Source organism: Paenibacillus sp. FSL R7-277 (genome assembly GCF_000517965.1).
Classification (GTDB): Bacteria; Bacillota; Bacilli; order Paenibacillales; family Paenibacillaceae; genus Paenibacillus_AQ; species Paenibacillus_AQ silagei.
In genome coordinates, this window is record NZ_ASPX01000037.1 from 20,856 (window position 1) to 36,161 (window position 15,306).

12 protein-coding genes and 1 other annotated feature are annotated in these 15,306 nt (G+C 54.6%); all 12 genes read right to left on the bottom strand.

All coding sequences use genetic code 11. The features are described 5' to 3' along the window. Positions 1-11 precede the first annotated feature (11 nt). Positions 12-1,046, bottom strand: a complete 1,035-nt coding sequence (locus tag C173_RS14370; protein WP_036725912.1) for a rod shape-determining protein — start codon at positions 1,044-1,046, stop codon at positions 12-14. Positions 1,047-1,085: 39 nt separating this feature from the next. Further along, positions 1,086-1,775 (bottom strand): RadC family protein, encoded by a 690-nt coding sequence (gene radC / locus C173_RS14375; protein ID WP_036725914.1) that lies wholly within the window; start codon positions 1,773-1,775, stop codon positions 1,086-1,088. A gap of 26 nt (positions 1,776-1,801) precedes the next feature. Beyond that, a complete protein-coding gene (locus C173_RS14380; RefSeq protein ID WP_036725915.1) occupies positions 1,802-2,404 on the bottom strand; it encodes a Maf family protein in 603 nt (200 codons plus the stop codon). A gap of 37 nt (positions 2,405-2,441) precedes the next feature. Then, positions 2,442-2,687, bottom strand: coding sequence for a DUF4321 domain-containing protein (locus C173_RS14385; RefSeq protein ID WP_036698966.1), 246 nt, complete (start codon positions 2,685-2,687; stop codon positions 2,442-2,444). A 227-nt stretch (positions 2,688-2,914) separates the two neighbouring features. Further along, complete coding sequence (locus C173_RS14390; RefSeq protein WP_235191893.1) at positions 2,915-4,255, bottom strand: SPOR domain-containing protein; 1,341 nt, start codon at positions 4,253-4,255, stop codon at positions 2,915-2,917. 91 nt (positions 4,256-4,346) lie between these two features. Continuing rightward, positions 4,347-5,534 (bottom strand): glycosyltransferase, encoded by a 1,188-nt coding sequence (locus tag C173_RS14395; RefSeq protein ID WP_036725917.1) that lies wholly within the window; start codon positions 5,532-5,534, stop codon positions 4,347-4,349. A gap of 175 nt (positions 5,535-5,709) precedes the next feature. Next, a complete protein-coding gene (locus C173_RS14400) occupies positions 5,710-6,891 on the bottom strand; it encodes a glycosyltransferase family 4 protein (protein WP_036725919.1) in 1,182 nt (393 codons plus the stop codon). A 228-nt stretch (positions 6,892-7,119) separates the two neighbouring features. After that, positions 7,120-8,496 (bottom strand): UDP-N-acetylmuramate--L-alanine ligase, encoded by a 1,377-nt coding sequence (murC, locus tag C173_RS14405; RefSeq protein WP_036725920.1) that lies wholly within the window; start codon positions 8,494-8,496, stop codon positions 7,120-7,122. A gap of 7 nt (positions 8,497-8,503) precedes the next feature. After that, positions 8,504-9,880: a bifunctional folylpolyglutamate synthase/dihydrofolate synthase gene (locus C173_RS14410; RefSeq protein WP_036725923.1), complete on the bottom strand. Its 1,377-nt coding sequence runs from the start codon at positions 9,878-9,880 to the stop codon at positions 8,504-8,506. A 5-nt stretch (positions 9,881-9,885) separates the two neighbouring features. After that, positions 9,886-12,522, bottom strand: a complete 2,637-nt coding sequence (locus C173_RS14415; RefSeq protein WP_036726078.1) for a valine--tRNA ligase — start codon at positions 12,520-12,522, stop codon at positions 9,886-9,888. A 159-nt stretch (positions 12,523-12,681) separates the two neighbouring features. Continuing rightward, positions 12,682-12,966 (bottom strand) — a binding site (T-box leader). A 92-nt stretch (positions 12,967-13,058) separates the two neighbouring features. Then, complete coding sequence (locus C173_RS32880) at positions 13,059-13,721, bottom strand: stalk domain-containing protein (RefSeq protein ID WP_051478057.1); 663 nt, start codon at positions 13,719-13,721, stop codon at positions 13,059-13,061. 199 nt (positions 13,722-13,920) lie between these two features. Next, positions 13,921-15,276, bottom strand: a complete 1,356-nt coding sequence (locus C173_RS14425) for a LysM peptidoglycan-binding domain-containing protein (RefSeq protein ID WP_036725924.1) — start codon at positions 15,274-15,276, stop codon at positions 13,921-13,923. Positions 15,277-15,306: the final 30 nt, after the last annotated feature.

Below are 15,306 nucleotides of genomic sequence, written 5' to 3' on the forward strand. Positions count from 1 at the left end.
TCCGCATGATCCTAGCGTTTGGAGCGGAGGCCCGAACTGCTGCGGCTCTTGAACAAGTGGATATTCTCCAGCGCCTTGCCTGTGCCGATTGCAACACAGTCCAGCGGATTCTCGGCCACAATCACCGGCATTCCGGTCTCACGCGCCAGCAGCTTGTCCAGGTTGCGCAGAAGTGCGCCGCCGCCTGTAAGCACAATGCCGCGGTCCATAATATCGGCAGCCAGCTCCGGCGGACATTTCTCCAGCGTAACCTTCACGGCTTCAACAATTGCATTCACAGTATCGGACAGAGCTTCACAGATTTCATCGGAGGTAATGGTCAGCGTCTTCGGCAGACCGGTTACCAGATCGCGTCCGCGGATCTCCATCGTCTCAGCCTTCTCAAGCGGCAGGGCAGAGCCCACATCCATCTTGAGCTGCTCGGAGGTGCGTTCACCGATCATAAGGTTATACTGGCGCTTGATGTATTGGATGATAGACTCATCTGCATCATCCCCTGCCACACGTACAGAACGGCTGGTAACAATACCGCCGAGTGAGATTACTGCCACCTCGGTAGTTCCGCCGCCGATATCTACAACCATACTTCCGGTTGGCTCCCATACAGGAAGATCTGCACCGATGGCAGCAGCAAAAGGCTCCTCGATAATGTAAGCTTCCCGCGCTCCGGCCTGCTTCGTAGCATCCTCTACCGCACGCTGTTCAACGGCAGTAATTCCGGATGGCACACACACCATGACATTCGGATGGCGCTGGAACATCGAGCGCTGCTTCTGGGCCTGGCGGATGAAATATTTGATCATAGTTGCTGTAGTATCGAAATCAGCGATGACCCCGTCCTTCATTGGACGGATGGCACGGATGTTGCCCGGTGTGCGTCCGATCATTTTTTTGGCGGATTCCCCTACTGCTTCTATCGTCTTAGTATCGGTATTAATAGCAACCACGGACGGCTCTCTGACAACAATTCCTTTACCGCGCACGTAGACAAGCGTATTCGCTGTCCCCAAGTCAATTCCTAAGTCTTTCGTAAAACCACCTAACATCTTGTATGCTCCTTTTCCATGTGAATCTAGACAATTGTATTACATGTAGCCTTTCTCTTTCAAACTTACGTAGCTGCTGTCTCCGATCACCAGATGATCCAGCACATCAATGCCGACAATCTCGCCTGCCTGCATCAGCCTGGAAGTCAGTGAGATGTCTTCAGGGCTTGGTGTAGGATCACCGCTCGGATGATTATGTGCGCATATAATTGCTGCGCTGCTGCATTTCATGGCTGCCCGGAACACCTCGCGGGGATGCACAATGGAGGCATTAAGGCTACCCATGGACAATGTTTCCTGCGCAATAACATGATTCTTCGTATTCAGGAACAGACAGATAAAATGCTCCTTCTGCAAATAACGCAGCTGCTCAGTCAGAATCTCCGCCGCGTCCTGGGGACTGCGGATAATGACCGGTTCAGTAAGCCGGGAATTCGCCATACGTCTTCCCAGCTCTATGCCTGCTTTGAGTTGCACGGCCTTGGCAGGGCCGATGCCGTTAATTGTTGTCAATTCTTCAATGCTCAGATCCGCCAGTCCGCGGAGACCGCCTGCATGGCTCAAGAGCCGCTGGGCGATAAGAAGGGCTGATTCACGGTGCGCACCTGTGCGCAGCAGGATAGCCAGAAGCTCCGCTTGACTTAATGATTCCGCCCCATAATGCATCATGCGCTCTCGTGGTCGTTCTTCATGGGGGAGGTCACGCAGCATAAATGATTGCGACTCCATCCCTAACCTTCTTTCTTCGGCTACCCTTACCGTTTCAGCACCGAAATGCCAAACCCGGACAACATACCGCTCAGCAGTGACAGCGGCAGACCGACCACGTTAAAATAGCAGCCTTCAATTTCTTCCACCAGGGTGGCGCCCAGTCCTTGTATCGCGTAAGAGCCGGCTTTGTCGGCAGGCTCCCCGGTCGCTATGTAAGCGGAGATTTCCTCTTCGCTCATTGCTCTCATAGTTACAGAGGTTACCCTATGATCTACCAGGGTACGTCCCTCTGCGGAACCGATGCAGGCCACCCCGGTGTATACCTGATGCGTCCGGCCTTGCAGCATGCCCAGCATTCTGGCGCTGTCCTGCTCGTCCGCCGGCTTGCCGAGCACCATTTCGTCAAGCACAACGATCGTATCGCTGCCGATAATAACGGCATCCCGGTCTCCTGCAACAGGAATCACAGCTTCTGCCTTACGCAGCGCCAGATTCCGTACAATAGCTTCAGGGCTCCATTCAGGCGGCGTACTCTCATCAGCATCGCTGGACAGCACCTCAAAGGGCAGGCCAAGCGAGGCTAACAGCTCACGCCGCCGCGGCGAACCTGAGGCCAGAATAATATGCCGCGAATTGTCATGCTCCACTGTAATTAACGTCCCTTCTTGATGCTGCCAGCTAAGGCTACAGCCTGCGGTACAGCCACACGGCTGTAATAATCCCGGCAAGACTGAGCAGGCACAGTTTCAAATGGATTGTGATGTCATAGGTTATGATGTCTAAATCGGCTTGCGGCGACCACTTGAGAACAGTCGAAGCTGTAAGAAAAGACAGAGCTTGTACAGGTTCCAGCAGCTTGGCAATCCAGGCTCCGGCCAGCCAGCCCAGAATAAGAAATAACAGCAGTGTTCCTACATTTTTCTTCTTCATTCAAGTCTTCCCTCGCCATTTTTTGACACCCTAATTATTATACGGTGAAACGGAGTGCAATACAAACTCAAAATCCATCCAGGGAATGTTTACCACGTAAGCAGCCTGCGGAACTTATCACACCGCAGGATTACGTCTGGAAATACAGCAATCCCCCGCCGGGCAAACGCCTGGTACGGGGGATCATTTATTTAGCCTATAGTCAGCGGTTAATTACGCCTCAGCTGTCAGCTCATGGCGGACAACAGGCTTTTCTGGCCGGTCAGGAAGCTCATCATGGCCTCCTGCACCTCCCATAGCAGCCCCTCCGCCTTATTCTTATTGTATTCGTTCAGGGCGGCTATCCCCTGGCTCATGGATTTCTCCAGCCCGTCAGCGATTCTCTGCCCTTCAGGTGTGAGGCCCGGCTCCAGTGCCTTGACTGCCTGGGTCCACTGCATATGGAGATCGCTTACCGCTCCGCCAGCGTTCCCGCTGTCCCCCCCGCCAAGCAGGGAAGCAGACAAGCTGCTGAGCTCGCTTAACAGCTGGCTGCTAAGCTTGAAGTAGCTGTCCACCGCCGCCGCCGTTCCGGTATAGCGGACCTGGTTCACCGCTGGCAGGGCCACTTCTCTCACGTACAGCTCGATGCCCTGCCCCTTAAGGCCATTGCTGAGCAGCTTGGCCTGCTCACGGTCAGGAGACAATCCGGCGTACACACGGTTGCCGTCTGCCGGGTCAAGACCTGCGGCAAGGCCGGCGGTCAGCAGCTCCTGCCGGGCCTGCTCCGCTCCTGCCGGTGTACTGAAGACGCCATATTGCAGCAGATAATAGCTCTGCGGCGCAACCTGAACCGGAATCTGCGTGCTCACCGCTTCTCCCGTCTGCTCAGGAGGCACGCCCGTAATGTCTGCCGCGTTACCGCTGTTTGCCGCCTTTTGCCCCTGAGTAATCCCTGTCTTAACCGCTTCATTGCCGGGAGCTTTAGCAGTCTCCCCCGTCCCTCCTGTGATGAACGACAGGGCTGCGTATCCGAGCAGAATTCCCGTTCCCAGCGCTCCAGCGACGGACAGTGCGAACTTCCACCAATACGAGGGACGGCGGGTATGATAAGAGCCGCCGTAGCTATTCCCTTGAACTCCGGATGGATCATGACTGTCTGTAGCGGATTCACGGTTATCTTCATACAGCGGGTAGTACTCATCTGCTGAATGCAGACCTTCTTCATCTGCCCCTCCATAGAAGGAGTGATCCTCCGAATCTTCACTCTCTTCCCATAGATGCCTTGCAGAAGCAGGACGGACAACAGAATACAGCCCCAAATCATAGTTATCCTCAGGAGTTTTCGGTTTCCGGCGGCCGGAGCCCGGGGGCTTCAAGTAAGCTGCCTCTACAGGCCGGGGCAACTCCACCTTCTCCAGATCCACAATATATTCATCGGCCTTGGAATAGGAGGATGTCTTAATTTCCCCGCGCTGCACCTTGTCAGTGTCCTTAATCTCCAGAACCACACCGGTTTCGTTCACTGCCCGGCGCTCTGCCGTCTCTGTCCGCTGTCTGCCCTGGTTCCCGTCGAAGCGGAATGTCATTCTTCCGTTATTCAATACCCTCACCTCGCGATCTTCAGTTCTATACTGAAAGATATGAAAGATGCGAGAGAGATATGCTATTTTAATATATTTACACCAGACTAAGCAGCTTCGCCTTCACGCCGTCTGCTGCATAATGCCTGCTCAGTGTACGGTAGGCCTGATCTGCAATAATGGAGCCAAGCTCCGGCGTGGTCAGCAGCCTGATCAGATGATCGGCAGTGTCAGCCGTTGTTCCTGCCAGCAGGATATTCCGTCCCGGCTCGCAGAGCAGCTCCTCCGAGCCCTTCAGGCTGCTGACCACAGGCGTGCGGAGGGCCCAAGCCTCCAGAATGCTGCTTTGAGCGCCGCAGTCCTCGCAGCATGAGGCAACCACAGCTCTGGCCCTGCGGATATAATCGGCTGTCTGTATAGCTTCACTGATAATTAAAATAGAAGAGTCATTCCGGACGGCAGCTGCGACCTCTGCGTGCACCTCTCTGCTAATAATGCAGCAGCGGATATCCGGCACCGCCGCCCGAATCAGCGGATATACCTTCTTGAAGAACAGCAGCGCTGCATTCTTGCCGTCAGTAGAATACATGTTCCAGTGCAGAACGATGGAGTTATCCTTGGCAGTATCTCCGGCAGCCGCATAAGGGGGGGCACTCAGATTAATGTACGGCGGAACAACATGCACCTTGCCTGCATCGGCAAAGGATAGCGCCTTAAAGGACAGCGCCTCATCTTCTGAAGCAGCCAGCAGCAGGCTGGTCTTGTTCATTAACCGGCGCTCTTCGCGGCGGATCAGCGCATCATTCAGCTTGCGGTAGCCTGTACTTATTCCCCGCTTGCCAGCCGCCCGGCTCTGCACCCGTATGCCACCGGCACGGCGGGCGTCGGTGACGATAACAGCCCCGGGAAGCAGCGAGGCGACCAGATCCAGCCCATTGCCGAGCATGGCATATGAGACAAACACATGGCTGTAGGCATGCTGGCTGCACATCTCGGTTATTACCGCCCGCAGCGACTTGTCATTGCCGATCATCGAGGCATCCTTGCGGAGCCTGTTCAGCGGAAACAGCAGGCTTCTGCGGGTGGACGCAGGCCGCTTCACCTGATGCACGGTCAGGGCAGGACTGCGCAGAATCTGCGTCTCGCGGCGGTGGTAGCAATACTCCAGCAGATCAATATCAAACCGCTCCAGCAGCATATTAAGGAAATTCTCTGTTCTGATGTCTCCTTCCCGGTCTCCCGGTGTGTGACTACGGGCAGAAAGGAACAGCATTCTCTCTCTCATGGCTATAGCTCCTTGGTTCTATGTAAATGTGTATGAATATGTACGAAACAAAAAAGGCCGGATGACATCCAGCCCAGAAATGTGAAACTTTCGATGTAGATCTATAGTAACGCAATCCCTCTGAGAAGGTTGTCGATTTATGGGGAAAAATAATTTTTCCACCTTCCACATCCCTTCAGACCAGATGAAGCAGCTTATCCTTGACACTTTGCGCCTCATAATTCGCCAGCAGAATCTCGTATGCACGGTCCGCAAGCACTACTCCTCTTTCATGATCCTGAAGCAGCAGTGTCACACTATCGGCAAAGGAAACCGGGTCATCGGCAATCATAATATTCTGCGAATGCTCATAGAGCAGCCCTTCTGCCCCCTTGGAACTGGATACGACAGGAGTCCTCAGCGCCCAGGCTTCCAGAATTTTCAGCCTTGTCCCGCTGCCTTCCAGGAGCGGAGCTACGACCACCTGCGCCTTGCGTATATAATCCGCCACACTGTCCACATACCCGGTGATGACGATAGAGGAATCCTTCAAGGCCAGTGCCGCTACCTCCGGATGCACATCCCGTCCGACAATATACCACTTAATGTCCGGTACCCTCGCCTTAACCAGAGGATATACCTCACGGTAGAAGTAGAGGGCTGCGTTAATGTTAGGGAAGTAGTTCATATTACCCGGTAGAATAATCCACTGCTCCTTGGACAGCAACGTCTTGGTCCGGTAATCCTCCATGCGTATGAAATTGGGAATGACATGAACCTTCTGCGACCGGCTTGGAGCCAGTGCCTTGAAGGCCAGAGCATCCTCTTCCGAAGTAGTCAGCAGCAGATGGGTCTTGTCCATCAGCTTCAGCTCATCCCTGCGCGTCCATATAGCATTAAGGAAATAGTAGACCTTGGCGATCCCCTTTTTACCGCCTGCCAGCTGTGCAGACAGTCCGCTCTCGAAATTATGCGCATCGGTAATGATCACAATGTCAGGCAAGCAGCGCTGTACAATGTCGATGCAGCAGCCCAGCAGGCTGTGCGAAATAAATACATGACCGTAGGAATTCCGGCTGCAGAGCTCCATAATCTTCGCCTTCATGTCCACATCGACATGGCTCATATACGAGCAGTTCCGCCAGGTATAGAGGGAACGAAGAAGCGCTCTGCGGTAGCTGACCGTACGCTCTACTTCATACACTGTAAGTGACGGAAGTTCCTCCGGCGTCCCTGTCTTCCGGGGATTGGCATAGGTGATGAGCTCCACCTCATATTTGCCCTGCAGAAGCTTCAGAATATTGCCTGTTCTCAGCTTGCCCCCGCTATCCTGCGGATATGGATTCTCTGCGGAAATGAATAGCAACGGTTCCTTCATGGCCTCTTCTCCTACTCTCCAATGATCAATTCGCCCTGGACTGCCCGGGACATCTAGGATCTATTACCCAAGTTCGGGTGCTTGACCACGCAGTTCCTTCCCCGCTGCCGAGCTGGCGCTCAATCCTGCGATTCTATGGAGAATATAGTAACTTCGTATGCAAAAAACGGCCCTACACTCCCTATTAAAGGAATGTAGAGCCGTTTCTGTAATCAATGCGATGCTATCTTACCGGTTCTTCAGGCTGTCTGCCAGCGCATAACCGACCTTCCAGATATCGCCTGCACCCATGGTGATGACCAGATCACCGGGAGCGATCCGGTTCTGCAGATCTGCCAGCACAGCTTCCTTCGTCGGCAGATGCCGCGCACCGGCGTTGCTGTTCTGTACGATCAGCTCTACCAGCTTGGCGGAGGTGACGCCCTCAATCTGCTTCTCACCCGCAGGGGAGTAGATATCGGTAATAATCACTTCGTCCGCCTCGCTGAACGCACGGCTGAACGCATCCAGCAGGAAGAAGGTACGCGTGTAGCGCTGCGGCTGGAACACGGCGATAATGCGTTTGCCGGTTGCCTTGGCGGCGCTGATCGTAGCCTGAATCTCTGTGGGATGATGCGCGTAATCATCAATGACGAGAATCTCGTCAACCTCGCCCAGCACCTGGAAGCGCCGTTTGGCGCCATGGAACTTCACAATCGCAGCCGCAATGGCTTCAAAGGCAATGCCCGATTTCAGGCAGGAAATCACTGCCGCCATAGAGTTATACAGATTGTATTGTCCCGGAATAGAGAGCTCAATCCGGCCTAACACCTCAGTTCCATGGTTCATCGTATAGGATACCTGCCGGTCGCCGAGAACAATATCAGTCGCTGTATAATCAGCCGTCTCTGATTCGATCCCATAGCTGATCACTGTACCTTTTACCTTAGGCAGCAGGGATTTCAGATTCTCATCATCCGCACATACGATAGCTGTCCCGTCCTCGCGCAGCTGATTCATGAACTGAACATAAGCATCCTTCAGCTTGCCGAAGTCGCCCCCGTAGTTCTCCAGATGGTCAGCTTCTATGTTCGTAACGATTCCCAGCCAAGGATGGTATTGCAGGAACGAGCCGTCACTCTCATCGGCTTCTGCCACGACGAATTCCCCTTGTCCCGCTTTGGCATTCGTGCCGACATTCATAATCTCCCCGCCGATAATGTAGGTAGGGTCCACGCCGCAGTCTTCCATCACCAGAGCAATCATGGAAGAGGTGGTAGTCTTGCCGTGCGCTCCGGCCACCGCAACGCCCTTGCGTTCATTCAGCAGCCGGGCCAGCATCTGCGAGCGGTGCAGAATCGGAATTTTCAAACGCTCCGCTTCCACCCATTCCACATTATCCGCGGCAAGCGCCGTGGAATAGACGACCAGATCCGCGCCTTTTACCTGCTCCGCCGTATGCCCGATGAAGACCTTGGCACCTTTGGCAATCAATTTCTCCGTTAACTCCTGGGCAGCTACGTCAGAGCCTGTAACTGTATATCCCATCTCCAGCATCACCCGGGCAATCGCGCTCATACCATAGCCGCCGATCCCTATAAAATGCACACGTTCAGTAGTATCCAACAGTTCGTCACCAGCCTTTTTCAGAATCGGGTTGCCGTAATAGCGTACTGCGCACATCAGAAATCAAATACAGCGTTCCGGACACAACTGCAAGGTCATCGTCCGCTGTGATCGTCTGCAGCTTCTGCAGCGCTTGGCCCCAATTACGTTCTACTATGATTTCCAAGTTTTCCTTGGCATATTTACTCCGCAGACTTTCTGCGATCGCCTGCAGATCTTCCGCGTCCATTTTCTTACGGAAATCCGGTTCGGTCAGGATGAGCGTATCCACTATAGGCAGTATATGCTTGAGATACGACTCGTGATGCTTATTTGCCAGCATCCCCATGAGCAAATTTAATTTACCGTAAGGCTGGAACTGCGGAAGGCTCTTCGCAAGGCTCTCAGCCCCTTCCGGATTGTGCGCGCCGTCCAGAATAATTCTGGGCGAGACGCTCACTTCCTCCAGTCTTCCGGCCCAGAATGTGCCCCGGAAGCCCTCCAGCACATCCTCGTCCTCCAGCATGAAGGCCATATACTGCCGCAGCACCTCAAGCGTCATCATGGCCCCGGCCGCATTCTCCAGCTGGTGCTCGCCTTTCATAGCAATATCCAGCTCAAGCCCGCGGAATGGCCCATTGAAGGTAAAGTGCTGGCAGCCGTCTCTCTGCTCAACATTACTATAGCTGAAATCTTCTCCCGCTAAATAGAGTGTCGAACGGGTAGCCGCCGCCTTGGCCTTCAATACAGCTACAGCCTCGGGCTGGCTCACACAGCTGACTACAGGAACGCCCGGCTTAATAATCCCGGCTTTCTCGCCGGCAATCAGCGTAAGCGTATCTCCCAGCACATCGGTATGGTCATGTCCCACATTGGTAATGACCGACACAACCGGAGTAACGATATTCGTTACATCCAGCCTTCCCCCAAGCCCCGTCTCCCATACGACTACATCGGGATAACAGACTTCGCCGTAATAGAGAATCGCGAGCGCCGTCGCCACCTCGAACATGGTCGGTGAACCCAGCTCAGTGCCCGCAATCTCCTGGGCCAGCGGACGCAGCTGATTGGCAAGCGCAAGCAGCGTCTCCTCAGGAATATCCGTCCCGTTGTACTGGAACCGGTTCGTGAACTTCGTGATATAAGGAGAGGTGAAGGTCCCCACCGAATATCCGCTCTGAATAAGGGCCGAGGTCAAAAAGGCGCAGGTCGAGCCCTTGCCGTTGGTCCCCGCCACATGAATGAACTTAAGCTTCCGGTGCGGATGTCCGAGCTTCTCCATTAGCAGCTCTATCCGCTCCAGACCCGGCCGGATTCCAAAAGGAATCAGGCTGTTGATCCAGTCAACGGCTTCTGTATAAGAACTTAAGGGAGCGGCAGCGCCGCTCCGGGTGATCTCTTCCATGTCTGTTATCCTCTCAGTTCTGCAATACGGGCCAGCACCTTCTCGCGTCTGTCGGAATAATCCGCCTGCTTCGCCCGTTCCTCTTCGATGACTTTCGCCGGAGCTTTGGCCACAAAGCCCTGATTACTGAGCTTCTTCTCCACACGCTCCACTTCGCTGTTCAGGGTCTGAACTTCTTTTTCGAGACGAATAATCTCCTGATCGATATCAATCAGACCGGACAGCGGCAGAAGCAGCTCCGCTCCGGTAACCACGGCGGACATCATTTTATCCGGCGTCTGCGGCGCAAGGCCTACTTCGAAGGAAGAGGTGTTGCAGAAGCGCCCGATGTAATTGTCGTTGCGGGAAATAATGTCCAGGGTGTCCTGGCTGCCGGCCTTGATAATCAGCTCGACCTTCTTGCTCATTGGCGCATTCACTTCCGCACGGATACCGCGAACGGCCCGGATAATATCCATCAGCAGGTTCATCTCTGATACTGCCTGCGGATTCTCAAGCGCCGCATCGTACTTCGGCCACTCGGCCAAGGTGATGGATTCGCCCTGATGCGGCAGATGCTGCCAGATCTCCTCCGTAATGAACGGCATGAACGGGTGAATCAGCCGCAGTGTGCGGTCCAGCACGTAAGCCAGAACAGACTGAGTCTTGGCCTTGGCAGCTGCGTCCGCTCCGTATAGCGAGAGCTTGGCGAATTCGATATACCAGTCACACAGATCATCCCAGATGAAGTTGTAGAGCAGGCGCCCGGTCTCGCCGAACTCGTACGAGTCAATTAGACGCGTAATATCGCGGGAAGTTTCGTTCAGGCGGTGCAGAATCCAGCGGTCCGCTGTGCCAAGCTCACCTGTAATGTCAATATCTTCAAAGGCTACGCCTTCCAGATTCATCAGCGCGAACCGGGAGGCATTCCAGATCTTGTTGGCAAAATTACGCGCCTGCTCTACCTTTTCCATACGGAACCGCAGATCCTGGCCCGCTGTACTGCCGGTAGTAATCATATAGCGCATGGCGTCAGCGCCGTACTGCTCGATAACATCCAGCGGATCAATACCGTTGCCCAGAGACTTGGACATCTTGCGTCCTTCGGCATCGCGTACGAGTCCGTGCATCAGCACATCGGAGAACGGCTTCTGGCCAGTGAATTCCATGGCTGAGAAAATCATGCGCGCTACCCAGAAGTAGATGATATCGTAGCCGGTAACCAGTACATTGTTCGGATAGTAACGCTGATAGTCGCTGCTGTCCTGATCAGGCCAGCCTAAGGTAGCGAACGGCCAGAGGTTCGAGCTGAACCAGGTATCCAGAACATCCTCATCCTGCTTCAGGTCGGACAGCCCGCTGATGCGGCGTGCTTCTTCTTCATCATGTGCAACTACAAGCTCCCCGGTGGATTCAGAGTACCAGGCCGGAATACGGTGGCCCCACCACAGTTGGCGGGAGATACACCAGTCGCGGACATTCTCGATCCAGTTCAGGTACGTCTTCTCGAAGCGGTCCGGCACGAAGTGGACCCCGTCACCGTCCTTCTGTGCAGCGATGGCTGCTTCTGCCAGCGGCTGCATTTTGACGAACCACTGGGTGGACAGATAAGGCTCTACTACGGCCCCGGAACGCTCACTGTGCCCAACCTGGTGTACATGATCCTCAATGGAGATCAGCACGCCTTGCTCCTTCAGGTCGGCTACGATGGCCTTACGGCAGTCGCTGCGGTCCATTCCCTGGTAAGCGCCCGCTTCCTCATTCATCACTCCGCCTTCATCCATTACGTTGATCTGCGGAAGGTTATGGCGGACTCCCATCTCGAAGTCGTTCGGATCATGCGCCGGTGTAATCTTAACTGCACCGCTGCCGAAATCCTTATCTACGTATTCATCGGCAATAACCGGAATCTCACGTAAGGTAACCGGCAGAATCAGCGTCTTACCGATCAGATCCTTATAGCGCTCATCCTCCGGATGTACCGCTACCGCTGTATCGCCCAGCATCGTCTCGGGCCGCGTGGTAGCCACCGTGATATGGCCGCTGCCATCCTTCAGCGGATAACGCAGATGGTACAGATGCCCGTTCACTTCCTTGTATTCAACCTCGATATCCGACAGCGCTGTACGGGCAGCCGGGTCCCAGTTAATAATCCGCTTGCCGCGATAGATCAGGCCCTTCTGGTACAGCTCCACAAATACCTTGCTTACCGCCTTCTTCATTCCATCATCAAAGGTAAAGCGTTCGCGGGAGTAATCGAGGGACAGGCCCATCTTAGCCCACTGGTCATGAATTGTCTCTGCATACTGGTCTTTCCAGGCCCACACCTGCTCCAGGAACTTCTCGCGTCCCAGATCATGGCGGGAGATTCCCTGCTGGCGCAGCTTCTGCTCTACCTTGGTCTGTGTAGCAATCCCTGCATGGTCTGTACCCGGCAGCCACAGGGTATCATACCCCTGCATCCGCTTGGTGCGGATCAGCACATCCTGAAGCGTGAAATCCAGCGCATGTCCGATATGCAGCATTCCTGTTACATTCGGCGGCGGAATCACGATGCTGTAAGGCTCCGCATCCGGCCGCTTGCCGGCTTCGAAGAAGCCCTTCTCCATCCAGTACGCATACCATTTCTTCTCTGCCGCTCCCGGATCATATGTAGTCGGCATGTCGCTCTGCTTGTGATTAGCTGAAGCGGTAGCTTCTGCCGCTTCCTGCCCGTTCGGCAGCTCTGCTGCTGCATTGTTGTTATCAGCCATTGTGAACCCTCCACTGTTAAATGTATTGAGTAGCTAGCGGTTTCTGAGAATACAAAAAGGCCCTTCGTCTCAAAGGACGAAAGGCCATTCTTTCGCGGTACCACCTTTGTTTCGCGCCAATAAAAAATAAACCACTGCCTTAAGTTCCCTTACAGGTTCCTGAAGCTTAGCGCGACACTCATGCAGGGTAACGGCTGCAACCGGCCGCATCCTAACCCGTCTTCATGATGAAGACAAGCTCAGAAGGGCAACTCCGGGGCGACTTCGGGGGCTGCATCCTGCGGGAATTCACACCAATGATAATCCCGCTCTCTGAAGGGCTGACCGCCTACTCTTCCCGTTCCCAGTCTTTATGCTAGTTATTACTTAGTTCAATAATACATTCAGTGTTATCCCTAGTCAACCAGCATATACACAATGGGCGCGCAGCAGACGTACATTGATGCCTACTCCCCGCTCCAGATCACTTGAACCACATTGAAGCCCTGATGGCTGCCCGTTCCGGGAGCGCCATCCAGCGTAACAGAGAATGTGCTTCCGGCATCAATAATCGAGAAGGCTGAGGCGGAGACTTCCTCAGACTTGGAGGTAGCTCCTTTTTGCACAAAATAGTCCTTGTACGTATTGCCGAGCGTCTCCAGGCTCTGCTTCGTACGGTAGCTGAAGGTTGCGGACGGCTTACCGGTCGCCGAGCCTTCGATCAGATCAAATATCTTCGCGTCCGCCGGAAGCGGGAAATCCGCCGGCAGGCTCTTCGGCCGCTTCACAGAATCTGCTGGTGTTCCAGTGGACGAGCCGCCGGAGGAGACAGCCGGAGCTGCAGCATCACCGATGATGACCCGGCTGGTTGCAGCATCGTAAGTAACAGCAGTGTTCAGCGCTTCGCCGATGGAGCGTACAGGCAGATAAGTGATGCCGTTATAGGTAATCGGGGCGAGGGTTTTGCCGTTGCCGTCTTTGGGCGTGTACGCCTGGCCGTTCACGACGATCCCGATTTTGTTGTTCAGGAGCGCCTTGATCTCCTGCAGATTACTGGCGGCGTAGACACCGGCCGAGACTGTGAGCGTCAAGCTTAGTGCGGCCGCAGTGGCTGCCACTTTTCTCTTCATGTGATATATCATCCTTCCAGAAGTAGTGTACCAGCGCATAGCTGCCTGAATGTGTAATGTATGTAGGCCGGTAGTGACTATTACCCCCGGCTGAACGGTTTGTAAACCAGAAGCGGATTTCACAAAGAAACAGGAACAGCCCCATACGTAAGGCAAGGGCTGTTCCTGTTAAGCCTGAATTCTCCGCACAGCGTCAATCTCAAGGAATGTATAATACCTGTCCCTCTTCTACAATCTGACCGGACAGCCGGTTATACATAGTCAGCTCCCGGGTGCTTAGCTGGTATTTCTCGGCTATGGTATCCAGCGTCTCTTCCCGCTGCACGATGCAGAGCCGTACCTTGCGGAACAGCTCTGTCCCGCCCATCCCGCCGATGAAACGGCTCTTCCACGCTGTATCATTGCCTGCCTCAGGAACAGCCTGCGCTACAGAGTCTATATTGCCCGAGAGCAGCTCCTCCTGCTCTCTGTTGGCGCGGCTTGCGCTGAGCAGCGAGGAGAAGGTGAGCGGCTCCTGCTCGGCGGCTCCCGGTTCTTTTTTGCTGCCAAGGGCAACCTTGAGATCTTGCTTCTCCTCCTGGGGAGACAAAGATTCCGCAGACAGGAAGACTTCATTGTCTGTGGCCTGGATCTCCTCTGCCGCCTCCCCTCCTTCGTTCCCGGCAAACAGCGCAGCAGCATCGTTGGCAGCGGAGGTAAGCACCGGCTCCGGCTGCGACACGGCATGAAGCTTCGCATTGCCCCAATGATCCACAGTATTCAAGGCGGCGGTGCCTGTCTGAAGCGTGGTGTCCTCCTGAACCGAGCCGTTCACAGCCGCTGGTGCCGTCTTCTCTCTGGAGGTGAGGAAGTGAGCGGAGGCCTTATCAGCCGCCGGCTTGCTGCCTGCCGAAGAAGCCGTATCCAGGCTATGGGTCCTTACTCTGGGTTCCTTGTCCTTCAGGGGTGTGGAGAGATAGGCCGCGGGCTGGCTGTAAGAAGTATCTTCCGCGTACAGCGCTGTCTCAGCCGGAGCAGCGGAGTTCTGATCTTCCGCAGAGCCCTCTGCAGTCCCTTCGCCATAGGTCCAGAGCGAATTCTCATACAGGGTATCATTCTCCGGATTGCGGATTATCTCCTCAGCCGCCCTGCTGTCTCCTGCCTCCGGCGAATACGCTACCGTGTATTCCTCCTGCTGCCAGGCCGGCTGTACATCTGCACTTCCGATTCCGCGTAGCGAGAGCACTCCGGTAATGTTGACGGTTCGCATCGTCAGCAGATCAATATCGAAATTCTCGATCTCCACCCCTATGTCATCAAGTGAGCTGACCCGGGTCAGCGGAACAGTGATTTCAACAGGTATTGCATGCTCCAGACGCTGTGTAAGGTCATCCTCCCCCCGGTAGAGTCCGGTGAGCAGCAGTTGTCCGTGCAGCTCGGCCCGGTCCTCCCGCTGGATGACCTGGATGTCGGGAACCAGCTCGACTTCCTCCAGCTCTGCTATTCCCGGAAGCTCTTCCGAAAGGTGAATGCGTTCATAAATATCAAACCGCAAGCCATGGGACTGGTCAAACACGGGAAATGTCCTCCTTCTTGGCATAATCTA

Coding starts and splice junctions, on each gene's coding strand:
- C173_RS14370 (WP_036725912.1), bottom strand. CDS start 1,046: ATGTTAGGTGGTTTTACGAAAGACTTAGGAATTGACTTGGGGACAGCG.
- radC (WP_036725914.1), bottom strand. CDS start 1,775: ATGGAGTCGCAATCATTTATGCTGCGTGACCTCCCCCATGAAGAACGA.
- C173_RS14385 (WP_036698966.1), bottom strand. CDS start 2,687: ATGAAGAAGAAAAATGTAGGAACACTGCTGTTATTTCTTATTCTGGGC.
- C173_RS14390 (WP_235191893.1), bottom strand. CDS start 4,255: ATGACATTCCGCTTCGACGGGAACCAGGGCAGACAGCGGACAGAGACG.
- C173_RS14395 (WP_036725917.1), bottom strand. CDS start 5,534: ATGAGAGAGAGAATGCTGTTCCTTTCTGCCCGTAGTCACACACCGGGA.
- C173_RS14400 (WP_036725919.1), bottom strand. CDS start 6,891: ATGAAGGAACCGTTGCTATTCATTTCCGCAGAGAATCCATATCCGCAG.
- C173_RS14410 (WP_036725923.1), bottom strand. CDS start 9,880: ATGGAAGAGATCACCCGGAGCGGCGCTGCCGCTCCCTTAAGTTCTTAT.
- C173_RS14415 (WP_036726078.1), bottom strand. CDS start 12,522: ATGCCGACTACATATGATCCGGGAGCGGCAGAGAAGAAATGGTATGCG.
- C173_RS32880 (WP_051478057.1), bottom strand. CDS start 13,721: ATGAAGAGAAAAGTGGCAGCCACTGCGGCCGCACTAAGCTTGACGCTC.